15 protein-coding genes are annotated in these 16,094 nt (G+C 71.1%); 14 read left to right on the forward strand and 1 reads right to left on the reverse strand.

All coding sequences use genetic code 11. The annotated features are described in order from the left end of the window. Positions 1 to 23 precede the first annotated feature (23 nt). A complete protein-coding gene (locus JQC91_RS00865; RefSeq protein WP_203284886.1) occupies positions 24 to 191 on the forward strand; it encodes a hypothetical protein in 168 nt (55 codons plus the stop codon). A gap of 78 nt (positions 192 to 269) precedes the next feature. Here the strand turns inward: JQC91_RS00865 and JQC91_RS00870 are convergent, their stop codons facing one another. Further along, positions 270 to 1,184 (reverse strand): lytic transglycosylase domain-containing protein, encoded by a 915-nt coding sequence (locus JQC91_RS00870; protein WP_203284887.1) that lies wholly within the window; start codon positions 1,182 to 1,184, stop codon positions 270 to 272. 590 nt (positions 1,185 to 1,774) lie between these two features. Between JQC91_RS00870 and JQC91_RS00875 the strand changes: the two genes are divergently transcribed. The 13 genes from JQC91_RS00875 (at position 1,775) to JQC91_RS00935 (ending at position 15,974) form a co-directional block, all read left to right on the forward strand. Further along, on the forward strand, positions 1,775 to 1,984 hold the full coding sequence (locus JQC91_RS00875; protein ID WP_203284888.1) for a pilus assembly protein: 210 nt from the start codon (positions 1,775 to 1,777) through the stop codon (positions 1,982 to 1,984). Between the two features lie 131 nt (positions 1,985 to 2,115). Continuing rightward, entirely contained in the window at positions 2,116 to 2,940 is an 825-nt protein-coding gene (gene cpaB, locus JQC91_RS00880; RefSeq protein WP_203284889.1) for a Flp pilus assembly protein CpaB, read from the forward strand. Positions 2,941 to 3,177: 237 nt separating this feature from the next. After that, the gene (locus JQC91_RS00885) at positions 3,178 to 4,554 is read left to right on the forward strand and encodes a type II and III secretion system protein family protein (protein WP_203284890.1); all 1,377 of its coding nucleotides are present in this window, start codon (positions 3,178 to 3,180) and stop codon (positions 4,552 to 4,554) included. A gap of 10 nt (positions 4,555 to 4,564) precedes the next feature. Continuing rightward, the gene (locus JQC91_RS00890; RefSeq protein WP_203284891.1) at positions 4,565 to 5,170 is read left to right on the forward strand and encodes an OmpA family protein; all 606 of its coding nucleotides are present in this window, start codon (positions 4,565 to 4,567) and stop codon (positions 5,168 to 5,170) included. A gap of 246 nt (positions 5,171 to 5,416) precedes the next feature. Beyond that, complete coding sequence (locus JQC91_RS00895; RefSeq protein ID WP_203284892.1) at positions 5,417 to 6,742, forward strand: AAA family ATPase; 1,326 nt, start codon at positions 5,417 to 5,419, stop codon at positions 6,740 to 6,742. 4 nt (positions 6,743 to 6,746) lie between these two features. Beyond that, positions 6,747 to 8,192: a CpaF family protein gene (locus JQC91_RS00900; protein ID WP_203284893.1), complete on the forward strand. Its 1,446-nt coding sequence runs from the start codon at positions 6,747 to 6,749 to the stop codon at positions 8,190 to 8,192. A gap of 7 nt (positions 8,193 to 8,199) precedes the next feature. Further along, positions 8,200 to 9,168 carry a type II secretion system F family protein gene (locus JQC91_RS00905; RefSeq protein WP_203284894.1) on the forward strand — a complete coding sequence of 323 codons (969 nt, stop codon included), beginning with the start codon at positions 8,200 to 8,202 and terminating at the stop codon, positions 9,166 to 9,168. A gap of 10 nt (positions 9,169 to 9,178) precedes the next feature. Continuing rightward, a complete protein-coding gene (locus JQC91_RS00910; protein ID WP_203284895.1) occupies positions 9,179 to 10,144 on the forward strand; it encodes a type II secretion system F family protein in 966 nt (321 codons plus the stop codon). 1 nt (position 10,145) lies between these two features. Continuing rightward, positions 10,146 to 10,712, forward strand: coding sequence for a tetratricopeptide repeat protein (locus JQC91_RS00915; protein WP_203284896.1), 567 nt, complete (start codon positions 10,146 to 10,148; stop codon positions 10,710 to 10,712). A gap of 77 nt (positions 10,713 to 10,789) precedes the next feature. Beyond that, complete coding sequence (locus JQC91_RS00920; RefSeq protein WP_203284897.1) at positions 10,790 to 11,623, forward strand: hypothetical protein; 834 nt, start codon at positions 10,790 to 10,792, stop codon at positions 11,621 to 11,623. A gap of 19 nt (positions 11,624 to 11,642) precedes the next feature. Then, complete coding sequence (locus JQC91_RS00925; protein WP_203284898.1) at positions 11,643 to 12,143, forward strand: prepilin peptidase; 501 nt, start codon at positions 11,643 to 11,645, stop codon at positions 12,141 to 12,143. 10 nt (positions 12,144 to 12,153) lie between these two features. Then, positions 12,154 to 13,476 (forward strand): ATPase, encoded by a 1,323-nt coding sequence (locus JQC91_RS00930; RefSeq protein ID WP_203284899.1) that lies wholly within the window; start codon positions 12,154 to 12,156, stop codon positions 13,474 to 13,476. A 65-nt stretch (positions 13,477 to 13,541) separates the two neighbouring features. Beyond that, positions 13,542 to 15,974 carry a ligase-associated DNA damage response DEXH box helicase gene (locus JQC91_RS00935; protein WP_203284900.1) on the forward strand — a complete coding sequence of 811 codons (2,433 nt, stop codon included), beginning with the start codon at positions 13,542 to 13,544 and terminating at the stop codon, positions 15,972 to 15,974. Positions 15,975 to 16,094: the final 120 nt, after the last annotated feature.

Here is a 16,094-nt window from a genome sequence, read left to right on the forward strand (position 1 = left end):
GAATCGTTTCGGAGTTCGAGCTAATGTCCCGCACCCACTGGATCGACCGCACCCTCGCCGCCGCCCATCACGACGAGGAGCGCCGCGCCCACGTCACCCTGCCCGTCGCCCCGTGGGAGCGCGGGATGCGCCGCGAGGTGATGATCGGGCGCCGTGCCGACACGCTGGTGGACCTCCTCGCGGCCGAGTGATGCCGCGCCCTCCCCCACCCATGCGCAACGGGCGCGACCGGGACCGGTCGCGCCCGTCGTCCGTTCCGGGGCCGCGGCTCAGTCGGTGACGGCGGACCCGGCGACGCGCAGCCCGGCGGAGAAGACGCAGCCGTCCGACGGCAGGGTCGGGGGCGTCGCGCAGAGCAGGCGCGCCACGTTCCACGCCGCCGCGACCTTGGGCACGTAGGCGCGCGTCTCGGCATAGTTCGGCACGCCGCCCGCCCGTTTCACCGCGCCCTCGCCCGCGTTGTAGCCCGCGAGCGCGAGCACCGCGTCGCCCTCGAACTCCCGCAGGAGCCAGTCGAGATAGGCGATGCCGCCCTTGATGTTCTGCGCCGGATCCCGGCTGTCGCGCACGCCGAACCGCGCGGCGGTGGCGGGGATCAGCTGCATCAGGCCCGTCGCCCCCTTGTTGGACACCGCGTCGATGCGGCCCGCGCTCTCGACGGAGATGAGCGCGAGGACGAGGGCGGGCGACACCTGCGTGCCGACGCTGTGGCGCAGGATCGTCTGGCCGTGCACGTCCGCGATGCGGCGCAGCCGCTCGAGCGAGGGGGCGCGGACGCCGCTGTCCGCCGGAGCCTCGGCGACCCGCTCGGCGGCGCGGCCGAAGCGGCCGGGGCGGCGCCCGATCTCCGGCGAGACCTCGGACCAGAACCAGCCTTGGTGGTTGGCCGCCTCGCGGCGGCGCCCCTCCGGCGAGACGGTCGGCCCCTCGCGCAGGACCGGCGTCGCGGCGGGCTGGATCTGCGGCAGGCGCGTGGGACGGCCCGGGCGCGCGGTCCGCACGCCTTGGATCTGGTCGGCGATGCCGCCGCGCGTGACGCCGACCCGCTTGAAGGTGAACCCCTCGGCGAGGGCGGGCGGCGCGGCGAGGGGCGCGACGAGGGCCGCGGCGAGGGCCGCGGCGGAGAGGCGGGACGCGAGGGCGCGCGCGCCCGGACGCGCGGGGCGCGGGAAGGAATGGGACATGGGACTGCTCGACCTGTTCATCGGTTCTTGGGTCCGACGGTGGCACGCGGCGGACGTCCGGGCGACGGGCGTGCGGGCCGGAGGGCCGGGTTTCGGCCCGCAGTGTCCCTATCGCAGCAACGGTCCCCGCGCCCGGACGCAATGTCCTCAATTCGAGCCGAATGCGCCCCAATCGCGCCGCAATCGGGCGGCATCCCGTCCTTATCGGGACGACGCGGTGACGGCAGACCACCGCAGCGCCCCACAACAAGACGCACCGGCGCAAACGCCGGGCATCGACAGTGACGACGACGAGCAGCTCCCGACCCGAGGGCCACAGGCATGGGCCCGACGGAACCCCCAGACGGAGATGACGGCGTCACCCACCATCGGCCCAGGGCCGAGGGACTCGAGGGGGCCGCGTTGGCAGGCGCGGCCCCCGCTCCGCTTCCGGACACGGTCCGGGCCCCGGGCACGGACCGGTTCGCGGACCGCGCGCCGGTGCCCCCGTTCCGCCCGATTCCTTCCGATTTCCGCCACACTCTGACGCGAAGAAGGCCGAGATGCGGCACGTGCCGCGCGAGCCCCTACATCGCACAGGAGTCCTGCCAATGCTCTCGTCCTTCCTCCGCTCCGAGACCGGCGCCGTCACCGTCGACTGGGTCGTGCTCACCGCCGGGCTCGTGGGCCTGTCCCTCGCCGTGACAGGCGTCGTATCCGTCGGGGTGCAGAACGTCTCGGTCCGCCTCGCGGACCTGCTGAGCGCGGACCTCGTCCGCACCACCTTCGGGGAGATCGGGACCGGCCTCGGGATCTATTGAACGCGGCGTCACGGACGCGACCCGGCGGTTTCCGCGCGCCTGCCCCCCGAACGTCCGGCGCGGTCCACGCTTTCGCCCGATTCACCGGCGAGACCGGGGCCGTTCCAGTCTGTGGCCGCCCGGAGTCCGTCATGCGCATCATATTCGCCGTCATCCTGCTCGCCGGCCTCGGCCTCGCCGGGTTCGCGGTCCACACCGCGCAGAACCGCTTCGCGCAGTACCAGGCCGCGCTGCAGTCCTCGCAGGACGCGATCATCCCCGTCACCGACGTGGTCGTGCTGGCGCGGTCGCTCCGCTACGGGCAGCCGGTGCGCCGCGCCGACCTAAAGCTCGTGCCGTGGCCGGCGAACGCCCTGCCCGAGGGGGCCTTCCGCACCCCCGACGAGGTGTTCCCTGCCGGGTCCGAGGGCACGCGCACGGTGCTCCGCGCGATGGAGCGCAACGAGCCCCTCCTGCGCGTCAAGGTCACGGAGCCGGGCCAGGACGCGGGCGTCGCGGCCAGCCTCGGCGAGGGCATGCGGGCCTTCGCCCTGCGCGTCGACGTGTCGTCGGGCGTGTCCGGCCTCCTGCGGCCCGGCGACCGGGTGGACGTCTACTGGACCGGCGGCGGCGGGCGCGAGAGCAGCGGCCTGACCCGCCTGATCCACGCGAACCTGCAGCTGATCGCGGTCGACCAGGTGACCGACGAGGACCGCAACAACCCGATCCTCGCGCGCACCATCACCGTCGAGGCCCCCGCCGACGTCGTGGCCAAGCTGGCGCAGGCGCAGGCCACCGGAAGCATCTCGCTCGCCCTCGTGGGCGTCACCGACCAGACCGAGAGCGCCGCGGTCGAGGCGACCATCAACGAGATCCTCGGCCCGCAGGACACCGTGCAGCGCGCGCGCACCTGCTCCATCCGGACCCGCCGCGGGGCCGAGGTCGTGGCGATCCAGATCCCCTGCCCCGACGAGTGAGGGCGGCGGGCGGCCTTCCGCCCGACCCCACGCGCACCCCCCGGGTGCCCAAATGCAGCCCCATTCGTGTCGCGCCGCCCACACCGGGCGGCGCGACACGCGCATCGGCGGGACCGATCGGACGCCGGGCTTGGTCGGACGCGCCCGCGCGGGTCAGGTTGGCGCCAATAAAGAAGGACGCGCGGGCCCGCCGGGATCATCGCGCGCCGGAGCAGTTCGATACGAGAGGCAGGATCCATGAGTATCTGGAAGGTCACGCGCGCCATCGCGCTCGGGGCGGCGTTGGCGGCCATGCCCCTCGCCCCCGCCATCGCGCAGACCCTGCGCATCGCCGAGGGGCGCCCGCAGGCGCCGCTGCGCGTCCCGCTCAACCGCGCGGTCGTGCTCGAGAGCGAGGTGCCGTTCGGCGAGCTGTCGGTCGCCAACCCGCTGATCGCCGACATCGCCACCCTGAGCGAGCGCTCGGTCTACGTCCTCGGCAAGGCGCCGGGCCGCACGACCCTCACCCTGCTCGGGCAGGACGGGCGCCTGATCTCCAACGTCGAGGTGCAGGTCACCCCCGACATCGGCGAGTTCAAGGAGCGCCTGCGCGAGATCCTCCCCTCCGAGTCCATCGAGGTCCGCACCGCCAACGACGGCCTCGTGCTGTCGGGCGTTGTGTCCTCCGGCCAGAAGCTCGACCAGGCGCTCGAGATCGCCGAGCGCTACGCGCCGGGGGCGGTCCTCAACCTCATGGTGGTCGGCGGCACCCAGCAGGTGCAGCTCAAGGTCCGCTTCGCGGAGATGTCGCGCAGCGTGTCCAAGTCCATCGGCGCGCAGCTCGCGGTGAACGGCACGGACCTCAACGGCGGCGGCTTCACCGGCACCACCGGCGCGGTCGGCGGCAACGCGGGCGCCCTGCAGCTCAACTTCGGGACCAACTCCCTCGGGCTCGAGGTCCTGATCCAGGCCCTCGAGGAGCGCGGCGTCGCCCGCACCCTGTCCGAGCCGAACCTCACCGCGCTCTCGGGCCAGACCGCCAGCTTCCTCGCGGGCGGCGAGTTCCCGGTCCCGCAGATCGACGAGGAGGGCAACGTGGGCGTCGAGTTCAAGCCCTTCGGCGTTACGCTCGATTTCCTGCCGACCGTGGTCGACCAGGACATCATCAACCTGCAGCTCCAGACCGAGGTCTCGTCGATCGACTTCGACAACGCGGTCAGCGTCAACGGTGGCCTCGTGCCGGGCGTCTCGGCGCGGCGCGCGACCACCACCGTCGAGATGCGCGACGGCGAGAGCTTCGCCATCGCGGGCATCCTGCAGGACGACTTCAACGACAGCGCGAACCAAGTGCCGTTCCTCGGCGACCTGCCGGTGCTCGGCGCGCTGTTCCGCTCGGCCTCGTACCAGCGGCGGCAGACCGAACTCGTGATCATCGTGACCGCGCACCTGGTCACGCCCGCCAAGTCGGTCGACGCGCTCGCGCTGCCGACGGACCGGATCCGCCCGCCCACCGAGAACGAGCTGTTCCTCTACGGGCGCGTCTCCGGCGGTCGTCCCGCGGCGGCCACGCTCTCGACCCGCTCGGAGGCCGCGCAGCAGGACTTCTCCGGGAACTACGGCTACGTGCTGGACTGAGGAGGCGAACATGACCGATCGATTCACCCGACGCGCGGCGCTGGCCGTGCTCGCCGCCGCCCCCGCCGCCTGCGCGGCGCCCTCCTTCAACCGGCCCGCGGGCGAGACGCTGCTCGACCCGAACCTCGGGGCCTCGACCATGCAGAACATGCAGGTCCACATGGGCCAAGGCGCGGCGCTGGCCCATCTGAACGGCCGCTTCTCGGCGGCGGTGCAGGACACGGTGAACTTCGCGTTCAACCGCTCCCACCTCGACGGACGGGCCCGCGAGATCCTCCGCCGGCAGGCCCACTTCATCCGCCAGTTCCCCGAGGTGCGCTTCTCCGTCATCGGCCACACGGACGCCGTGGGCACCGAGGGCTACAACCGCGACCTCGGCCTGCGCCGGGCGCGGACGGTGGTGCGCTACCTCGCGTCCCAAGGCGTCTCGACGGACCGCCTCGTGGCGGTGGTGTCCGAGGGCGAGACCGAGCTGGTCGTCAACACCGGCGGGCCGAGCCGCGCCAACCGCCGCGCGGTGACGCAGGTGGGCGGCTTCATGGCCGGCGACGGTCGGACGCTCGACGGCAAGTACGCCCGGATCGTCTACCGGCAGTACGTGGTCAGCGCCCAGTAGGGCCCTACCCCGCCCTCTCGCGGCCGCGACGCCGCCCGACATGCCCCCCGGATTTCCGGGGGGCATTTTCGTCGAATGCGGGGCAGCCATCGTGTCCGCGTTTCCAACATTTTCATATTCTGCGTCCCAATGTCGCCCAACTTGGCCGCGACACGGAAACGGACGGCGGGACGGATGCGTCCCGCGCACCGATTGTTCCGGTCGCCCCGCACCCCGGGTCGTGGCCGACTGCCGAGGGTTTACGCCATGACCGCAACCGCCGCCTTGCAGCCCGAGCCCGCGCCCCTGCGCGCGGTCACGGTGAGTCGGGACATCCAAGCCTACGATCTGCTGATCGACGGCATGGAGGCCTGCCTCGGCGAGGCGTGGGGCGACCTCACCTTCGAGGAGGCGGACGTCTTCGTCGCGGCGGGCGACGCCGACGGGCTGGAGCTCATGGTGTTCGCCCTCGACGACACGGACGAGGGCGACCTCGACGCCATCCTCGCCATCGTGAAGGCCGCCAAGGCCGCCGGCCCCAAGATCATCCTCGTCGCCGACTCGCTGTCGCCGCAGGGCCTGCACGCGCTGCTGCGGGTGGGCGCCGACGACTTCGCCCCCTACCCCATCTCCGAGACCGCGCTCGCCGAGACCATCGACCGGCTGCAGTCGGACCGCGCCGAGGTGGCGCAGGTGGTGGCCGCCGCCCGCGCCGCCGAGGAGCAGGGCGCCGACGCGCCGCGCCTGCCCGCCACGGGCGGTCGCACCGGGCGCGAGAGCCGGGTCGTCGCCTTCCACGGGCTCGCCGGCGGCGTGGGCGCGACCACCATCGCCACCAACCTCGCGTGGGAGGTCGCCCAGACCCCCAAGGGGCAGCAGCCGCTCTCGGTCTGCATCATGGACCTCGACCTGCAGTTCGGCTCCGTCGCCACGCTGATGGACCTCCCCTGCAAGAGCCAGGTCCTCGAGATCCTGTCCGACACCGACGCCATGGACGAGCAGGCGTTCCGCCAGTCGCTCTCGGCCCACAAGGGCGGCGTGCAGGTGTTCACGGCGCCCTCCGAGATCGTGCCCTACGACATGGTGTCCGCCGAGGACGTGCTCGCCGTGCTCAAGCTCGCGCGCAGCTGCTTCGACGTGACGATCATCGACATGCCGCAATGCGTCACCCAGTGGACCGACGCGGTCATGGGCGAGGCGGACGTGTATCACGGCGTCCTGCAGCTCGAGGTGCGCGCCGCGCAGAACGCGCTGCGGCTGCGCAAGCTGCTCCGCTCCGAGGGGGTCTCGCCCGCCTCGCTGGGCTGGATGCTCAACCGCGCGCCGGGCAAGGGCGACCTGCAGGCCAAGGGCCGGATCGACCGCATGGCCGAGACCCTGTCGGTCGAGTTCGGCCACATGCTCCCTGACGGAAAGGCCGCCGTGCAGGACGCCGCCGACCAAGGCGTCATGCTGGGCGAGGCCGCCCCGAAGAACCCGCTCCGCCGCGAGTTGCGCGCGATGGCCGACGCCATCGTCGCCGAGGTCCGCGGCGAGACCGTCACCGCCGAGGCCGGACAGAAGAAGTCCATCTTCGGCCTGAAGTTCGGCTGATCCCATGTTCCAACGCTACAAGAAGCCCCAGATCGCCAAGGCCACGCCGGTCGACGCCGCCCCCGAGGCGGCGCCGAGCAAGGCCGCGCCCAAGGCTGACGGACCCGCCCCGGCCGCGATGCGCAAGCCCGACGCCGCCAAGGTCGAGGCCGCGCCGGTCCCCGCCGACAAGAACCTGCGCCGCCGCGAGCGGATCGAGGAGCTCAAGGTGGAGATGCACCACCGCCTCCTCGACAACCTCAACCTCTCCGCTCTGGAGAAGGCCGAGGCGGGCGCCCTCAAGTCCGAGATCGTCGCGATCACCTCCGAGGAGCTCGCCGACATGGGCGTGATCCTCGGGCGCGAGGACCGCGACATCCTCAACACCGAGCTGTTCGACGAGGTGACGGGCCTCGGCCCGCTCGAGCCCCTGCTCAAGGACGACAGCGTCAACGACATCCTCGTGAACGGCCCGCACAACATCTACATCGAGCGCGCGGGCAAGCTCGAGAAGTCGCCGATCCGCTTCAAGGACGAGCGGCACCTGATGCGGATCATCGACAAGATCGTGTCCGCCGTCGGCCGCCGCGTCGACGAGTCGAACCCCTACGTGGACGCCCGCCTCAAGGACGGCTCGCGCTTCAACGCGATGGTGCCGCCGGTCGCGGTCGACGGCTCGCTCGTCTCGATCCGGAAGTTCAAGAAGGAGAAGCTGGCCGTCGACGACCTCGTCAAGTTCGGCGCCTTCACCGAGGAGATGGCCACCTACCTCCAAGCGGCCGTGGCCTGCCGCCTCAACGTGATCGTGTCCGGCGGGACGGGGTCGGGCAAGACGACCACGCTGAACGCTCTGTCGTCCTTCATCGGCCATGCCGAGCGGGTGCTGACCATCGAGGACACCGCGGAGCTCCAGCTCCAGCAGGACCACGTGGGCCGGATGGAGAGCCGCCCGCCCAACGTCGAGGGCAAGGGCGCCGTCACCCAGCGCGACTGCCTGCGCAACGCGCTGCGGATGCGCCCCGACCGCATCATCGTGGGCGAGACCCGCGGCGAGGAGGTCATCGACATGCTGCAGGCGATGAACACCGGCCACGACGGCTCGATGACGACGATCCACGCCAACAACGCCCGCGACGGCATCTCGCGCCTCGAGAACATGGTCGCGATGGCCGGCATCGAGATGCCGCTCAAGGCCGTGCGCGCCCAGATCTCCTCGGCCGTGAACCTCATCGTGCAGGCCTCGCGCCTGCAGGACGGCTCGCGCCGCATGGTCTCCGTCACGGAGGTGACCGGCATGGAGGGCGAGGTCATCACCCTGCAGGAGGTGTTCCGCTACGAGCGCCTCGGGCTGGAGCCGGACGGCAAGATCATCGGCAAGTTCACCGCGAGCGGGATCCGCAGCCACTACGCCGACCGCTTCCGGCAGTGGGGCTACGACCTGCCCTCCTCCATCTACGAACCCAGCGTCTGAGGTCCCCATGCAGCTGAGCATCGAGCCGCTGATCTACATCGCCATCTTCGCGTCGATCTACCTGCTGATCGGCGCGATCTACCTCATGGTGTTCGGCAAGAGCATCAAGCTCAACAGCCGCATGAACCGCCGCCTCGCCCTGCTCGAGAAGGGGGTGTCGCGCGACGAGGTCATGAGCGTGCTCCGCAAGGAGATGAGCCAGCACGACAAGGCCCGCTCGATCCCGCTCTACTCGCTCCTCGCCGAGCGCGCGCAGAAAGCCAACCTCGCCTTCGCGCCGTCCATGCTGGTCATCGTGATGTGCGTGCTCGTGGTCGTGGCCTTCCTGCTCCTGACCGTGCTGACCGCCTCCTCGCTCCCGATCCGGATGCTCGTGTCTGTGGTCTTCGGCGTCGGCGCCGTGTTCATGTGGGTCAACAAGCAGGCCAAGACCCGGCTCTCCATGCTGGAGGAGCAGCTCCCCGACGCGGTCGAGCTGATCGTGCGCTCGCTGCGCGTCGGCCACCCGCTCAACTCCGCCATCGGCATCGTCGCCCAGGAGATCGCCGATCCCATGGGCTCCGAGATGGGCTTCATCGCCGACGAGGCGGCCTACGGGCGCGACGTCTCCGAGGCCCTGCGCGCCCTGGCCGAGCGCACCGGCCTGCAGGACATGCGCTTCCTCGCCGTGGCCGTGGCAATCCAGCAGAAGTCGGGCGGCAACCTCGCCGAGATCCTCGAGGGGCTGTCGAAGGTCATCCGCGCCCGCTTCAAGCTGTTCCGCAAGGTCAAGGCCATCACCGCCGAGGCGCGGTGGTCCGGCATCTTCCTGTCGGTCTTCCCCATCCTCGCGATGGTCGGGATCAACGTGGCCAAGCCCGACTACTACGACGGGGTGAAGGACAGCGCGATGTTCATCCCGCTCGCCGCCGTCGTCGTCGTGTTCCTGATCGTGAACGTCCTGTTCATGCGCATGATGGTCAACATCAAGGTCTGAGGAGGGACCCATGCAGCACCTCGAACCCATCCTCGCCGCTCTCACCGGCCCCGACGCGCTGATCTTCGGCGCGGGCGCGGCCGGCATCCTGATGGCGATGATCGCGATCCCGCTGATCCTGCGCCGGCGCATCGACCCGATGGAGCGCCTCCGCGTCGACCAGGAGCAGGCCTCCGCCGCCGAGGAGCGGCTGAACCGCTACGGCGCGGGCAACCAGATCCTCGCGAAGTACGCCAAGATGCTGGAGCCCGAGGACAAGGACGAGATGTCCAAGTCCCGGATGATGATGATCCGCGCGGGCTACCCCCACAAGGACGCGGTCCGCACGCTCCACGCCGCGCAGCTGGTGCTCGGCATGGGCCTTCTCTCGCTCGGCGTGCTCTACGTCCTCGTGCTCGCGGGCGAGCAGCCCATGCACATGACCGTCCTCTACGCGCTCGGCCCGGGGGTCGTCGGCTACTACGGGCCGAAGTACTGGCTCGGCAAGCGCATCGCCAAGCGGCAGGAGGAGATCCAGGCCGCCTTCCCCGACGCGCTGGACCTGCTGCTCGTCTGCGTCGAGGCGGGCCAGTCGCTCGACCAGTCGATCCTGCGCGTCGCCACCGAGATGGAGCCGACCTTCCCCGCGCTCGCGGGCGAGTTCCTGCTGGTGGCCCAGGAGATGAAGGCAGGCAAGGACAAGCCCGACGTGCTCCGGGCCATGGCCGAGCGCTGCGACATCCAGGACATCTCCTCCTTCGTGACCGTGCTGATCCAGTCGGCCAGCTTCGGCACCTCGATCTCGGACGCCCTGCGCGTCTACGCGGGCGAGATGCGCGACAAGCGCGTCATGCGCGCCGAGGAGAAGGCCAACGTCCTGCCCACCAAGCTGACGGTCGGCACGATGATGTTCTGCGTGCCGCCGCTGCTGATCATCCTGATCGGCCCGTCGATCCACGGCATCGCCACCCAGCTGGGCGGCGGGGCGGGCTTCTGAGATGGGGTGGGGGCCCCTCCGGATCGCCGCGGTCGCGGCGCTGACGGCCGCGGCGGGCTGCGGCGCGGACGTCGCGCAGCGCGCCGACCTCCACGTCGGCACGCTCGCCGCCAAGCCGACCGGCCCGCGCGCGCGCGCCGCGCTCGACCGCAGCGAGGAGCTGATGATGATCGGCCGCGCCGAGGCCGCGCTCGAGCACGCGACCCGCGCGGCGGGCCATGCCGGCCTCACGCCGGAGGTGGTGCGTGCCATGGCGCGGGCCAATGTCGGCCTCGGGAGGCTGGGCCAAGCGGAGCGCCTGCTGCGCCCCTTGGCCGAGTCCGCCCCCGGCGACGCCGCCGTCCAATCGGAGTTCGGGCGCGTGCTCCTCGCGCTCGACCGCCCCGCCGAGGCCAGCCGCGTGCTGCGCCTCGCCTTCGCCCTCGACCCGGAGGACACGCTCGCGCGGGACGGATTGTCGGAAAGTCTCGCCAGATTGGGCGAACCCGGCTACGATGCGGGGCATAACGAAGCCTTCACCCTCGGGCACGAGGGCGGCGGTCTCTACGTCTTGGGACCTCCGTCATGAGCCGCGCGCAAGATGCGGCCCCCTCGCGACCCGCAAGGACAATAACCGAAGGCCCGAGCAGTGAAAGAGGACGCAAGATGCGCCATCTGACGATGATCGCCCTCCTCGGGGGGGCGATGGCCTTGTCCGCCTGTGCAGGCGGTGGACAGGTCTCCCGCGCGGTCTCCGGGGCCGCCGACGCCGAGAAGGGCACCCTCCACGAGGTGATGCTCACCGTGGCGGAACCCGCCGAGGCGGTCAGCTTCTTCGCCGCCGAGGTCCAGGAGGATCCCGCCGACCTCGCGTCGAACCGCGGCCTCGCGGTCAGCCTCGTGCGCGCCGGGCGCTTCACCGAGGCCGTGGGCGCGTGGCAGAAGGTCGTCCGCCACGGGGACGCCGGCCCCGCCGACGAGGTCGCGCTCGCCGACTCGCTGGTCCGCACCTCCGACTGGGCGCGCGCCAAGGCCACGCTCGACCGGGTCGACCCCCAGCACGAGACCTTCGAGCGCTACCGCCTCGAGGCGATGATCGCAGACAGCCTCCAGCAGTGGAACAAGGCCGACACCTACTACGAGGTGGCCTCCGAGCTGACGACGACGCCCGCCTCGCTGCTGAACAACTGGGGCTACTCCAAGCTCAGCCGCGGGGACGCCGCGGGGGCCGAGAGGCTCTTCGCCGAGGCGCTGACCCACGACGCGTCGCTGTTCACCGCCAAGAACAACCTCGTCCTCGCGCGGGCCAGCCGCCGGGTCTACGACCTCCCGGCGATCCCGATGACCGGCGAGGAGCGCGCGCAGCTGCTCCACACCGCCGGCCTCGCCGCCGTGAAGCGCGGCGACGAGTCGACCGGCCGCAGCCTCCTCGAGGAGGCGATGGCCGCGCATCCCCGCCACTTCGCCGCAGCGCAGCGCGCGCTCGACGCGCTCGGCTGAGCCGAAAGGAGACCCCGCCATGCTGGAGATCACCGCCGCCCAAGGCCTCGTGCTGGGCCTCCTCGCCCTGCCCGTCTGCGCGTGGGTCGCCTACACCGACCTGAGCGAGATGAAGATCCGCAACGTCGCGGTGCTGGCGCTCATGGCCCTGTTCGCGGTCGCCGCGCCCTTCGTGATGCCGCTGGCGGAGTACGGCTGGCGCTGGCTGCAGTTCGCCGCCGTCCTCGCCGTGGGATTCGTGCTCCACGCGATCCGCGCCGTGGGCGCGGGCGACGCCAAGTTCGCGGCCGCCATGGCGCCCTTCGTCGCTCCCGGCGACGCGGCGGAGGTGGGACTGCTGTTCGCGGGCCTGCTCGTCGTGACCTTCGTCGCGCACCGGACGGCCCGCGCGGTCCCCGCCGTGCGCGGCCTCGCCCCGGAGTGGCAGTCGTGGCACGAGCCCAAGGACTTCCCGATGGGCATCACCCTCGCGGCCACGCTGGTCTGCTACCTCGGCGCGGCCGCGCTGGGGCTCGCCTGAGGAGCGCGCCATGAACGCCATCGTCGATCCCGCCACGACCTCCACGGTCCCCGCCCCCCGCCCGCCCAAGACCCTCGACGAGACGGGCCTTTCGGGCGTCGCGATGCGCGACGTGCTGCTCAAGACGATGTTCCGCACCTCCGTCGAGACGGCGCGCGAGATCGGGGCGGCCATCCGCATGTCGCCCCCGCTGACCCAGCAGCTGATCGACCAGCTGCGCGACGCGAACCTTGTGCAGGCGACGGGCACGCTCCACGCGGGCGGCTCGGGCGAGATGGGCTTCCAGCTGACCGACGGCGGCAAGGCCCGTGCGGCGGACGCGCTTGCGCAGTCCGAGTATTTCGGCCCGATGCCGGTGCCGCTGGAGCGCTACAAGGCGCAGGTCAAGGCACAGTCGATCCGCGACATCCACCTCACCCGCGAGAAGCTGCTGGCGGCGATGGGGCACCTGATCCTGCCCCCCGACCTAATCGACCAGCTGGGCCCCGCCGTGGGCTCGGGGCGGTCGGTGCTGATGTACGGCCCGCCGGGCAACGGGAAGTCCTCCATCGCCGAGGGCATCCGCGCGGCGATGGGCGACAACGTGTGGGTTCCCCACGCGATCGAGTACTCTGGCCAGATCATCACCGTGTTCGACCCGATCGTGCACACCCCCGTCGCCCGGCCCGGCGACGGCGAGGGGCTGCGCCGCGCGGGCATGAAGGTCGACGACCGCTACCTGCTCTGCCAGCGCCCGACGGTGATGACCGGCGGCGAACTGACGCTCGACATGCTGGACCTGAAGTACAACCAGGTGGCGCGGACCTATCAGGCCTCGCTCCAGCTCAAGTCCTCGGGCGGCGTGTTCATCGTCGACGACCTCGGACGCCAGGAGGAGCCCCCCCAGGCGCTCATCAACCGCTGGATCGTCCCGATGGAGATGGGCTACGACATCCTCGCGCTGCAGTCGGGCGAGAAGTTCGAGGTGCCCTTCGACACGCTCGTGGTGTTCTCGACCAACTTCCACCCCAACAAGATCTTCGACCAAGCGGCGCTGCGCCGTATCTTCTACAAGGTGCTGATCGACGGGCCGTCGCAGGCGGACTTCCTGAAGATCTTCGCCATGGTCGCCAAGAAGAAGCAGCTCCCGCTCGACGAGGCGTCGCTCGTGCACATGCTGCGCAAGCGCTACCCGGAGATCGACAACGTCTACGCGAACTTCCACGCGCCGTTCCTGATCGACCAGATCAAGTCGATCTGCGACTTCGAGCAGATCCCTTACCAGATGACGCCCGACCTCGTGGACCGCGCATGGGCCAACCTGTTCGTGGCCGAGACGGACTTCGCCCACTGACGCGGATGAGACGGGGCGGCAGGCGGGGGCCTGTCCCCTGCCCGCCCCGACCCTAGCTAGGGGGCATGGACGGACCGCCCCTCCCCAACGACCTCCTGCCGCCCGCGCTGGCCGACTGGCTGGCCCGGCGCCACTGGACGCTGCACCCCCATCAGCGCGAGATGCTCGCGCGCGCGGAGGAGCCGTCGCTCCTGCTGATCGCGCCCACGGGGGGCGGCAAGACGCTGGCGGGCTTCCTGCCCACGTTGGCCGACATCACCGAGCATGGCCACGAGGGGCTGCACACCCTCTACGTCTCGCCGCTCAAGGCGCTGGCAAACGACATCCGCCGCAACCTCTCGATCCCCATCGAGGAGGCGGGCCTGCCCGTCCGGGTCGAGGACCGCACCGGCGACACGTCTCAGGCCCGTCGCAAGCGCCAGCGCGCCGATCCGCCCCATATCCTGCTGACGACGCCGGAATCCCTCGCGCTGATGACCTCCTACGAGGACGCGGCGCGCACGTTCAAAGGCCTCAAGCGCGTCATCGTCGACGAGATCCACGCGCTCGCCGAGAACAAGCGCGGCGACCAGCTCATGCTCGCCCTCTCCCGCCTCCAGGCGATGGCCCCCGACCTCAAGCGCGTCGGCCTCTCAGCCACCGTCGACGACCCCGCCGTCATCGCCCACTACCTCGCCCGCCACCCCGACCCCTGCCCCATCCTTCACGCCGATCCCGGCCCGCCGCCGGACATCGAGATCCTCAAGACCGCCGAGACGCCGCCTTGGGCCGGCGCCGGGGGCCGCTACGCCATCCCCTCGATCCTGCGCGAGGTGCGCCGCCACGAGACGACGCTCATCTTCCACAACACCCGCGCCCAAGCCGAACTCTTCTTCCACGCGCTGTGGATGGAGAACGCGGGCGACCTGCCCATCGGCATCCACCACGGCGCGCTGGCCCGCGAGCAGCGCGTGAAGGTCGAGCAGGCGATGGCGGAGGGCAAGCTCAAGGCCATCGTCGCCACCTCGTCGCTGGACCTCGGCATCGACTGGGGCGACGTCGACCTCGTGATCCAAGTCGGCGCGCCCAAGAAGGTGAAGCAGCTCGTCCAGCGGATCGGCCGCGCCAACCACCGCTACAACGCGCCGTCCAAGGCCCGGCTCGTCCCCGCCAACCGTTTCGAGGTGATCGAGTGCACCGCCGCCCTCGAGGCCGTGCGCGCGGGCCAACTCGACGGTGACCTCCGCCTCGACGGCCCGCGCGACGTGCTCTGCCAGCACATTGCGCTGGTGGCCTGCGCGGGCCGGTTCCGGGCCGACGACCTCTACGCCGAGGTCACCAGCGTCGGCCCCTACTCCCAACTCACGCGCGCCCAGTTCGACGAGTGCCTGAACTTCGTCGCCACCGGCGGCTACGCCCTGCGCGCCTACGACCGCTACCAGCGCCTCAAGGAGTGGGAGCCGGGCGTCTGGGGCCTGCGCGACCCGCGCGCCGCGCGCCAGATCCGCATGAACCTCGGCACGATCATCGACACCGACACGCTCAAGGTCCGGTTCAAGGGCCGCGGCGGGATGCCCTTGGGCGAGATCGAGGAGGGCTTCGCCACCACCCTCTCGCCCGGCGATACCTTCCTCATGGGCGGCCAGGTCGTGCGCTACGAGAACATGCGCGAGATGACCGTCGAGGTGTCGCCCAAGCCCGACAAGGAGCCGAAGATCGCCACCTATATCGGCTACAAGTGGACCACCTCGGTCCAACTGGCCGAGCGCATCCAAGAGATCCTGTCCGACCCGTCCCACTGGTCCGCCCTGCCCGGCCACACCCGCGAATGGCTCGACCTGCAACGGCACCGCTCCAAGCTGCCGCAGCCCGGGCGCCTGCTGGTGGAGACCTTCCCCCGCGACGGGCGCCACCACGTCTGCTTCTACGGCTTCGCGGGCCGGAACGCGCACCAGACGCTGGCGCTCCTGCTCACCAAGGGGATGGAGGAGGACGGGCTCGACCCCTTGGGCTTCGTCGCCACCGACTACGCCGCGCTGATCTGGGGGCTGGAGCCCGTCGCCGACATTCGCCCCTACCTCCGGGTCGAGGGCGTGCACGAAGCGCTGGAGACGTGGCTCGCGGGCAACGCCGTGATGAAGCGCACGTTCCGCGCCGCAGCCATCATCTCCGGGCTGATCGACCGCAACTTCCCCGGCAAGCGCACGAGCGGAAAGCAGGCCACCTTCAGCAGCGACATCCTCTACGACACGCTGCACCGCTACGACCCCGAACACCTCATGCTGAAGATCACCGAGGAGGAGGCGATGCGCGGCCATATCGACTTCGGGCGCGTCGAGCTGATGCTCGAGACGATCGGCGACCGCATCGACCACGTGGCGCTGGACCGGGTCTCCCCGCTTTCCGCGCCGCTCTTCCTCGAACGGGGCCGCGTGCCCATCAAGGGCCGCGCCGAGAGCCGCCTGATCGAGGAGGAGGCGGCCCGACTGATGGCCGACGCGGGGCTCAGCCTCGAATGAGGGCGTGGCGCGGGGCCGGGTCGCCCGCTAGGCTCCGCTCGCACCCCACCGGAGACGACGCCATGAAGCTCCTCCTCCTCCTCGCGCTCCCGACGCTGACCCTCGCGGGCTGCACCTGCG

The organism is Jannaschia sp. Os4, assembly GCF_016820245.1.
Classification (GTDB): Bacteria; Pseudomonadota; Alphaproteobacteria; order Rhodobacterales; family Rhodobacteraceae; genus Jannaschia.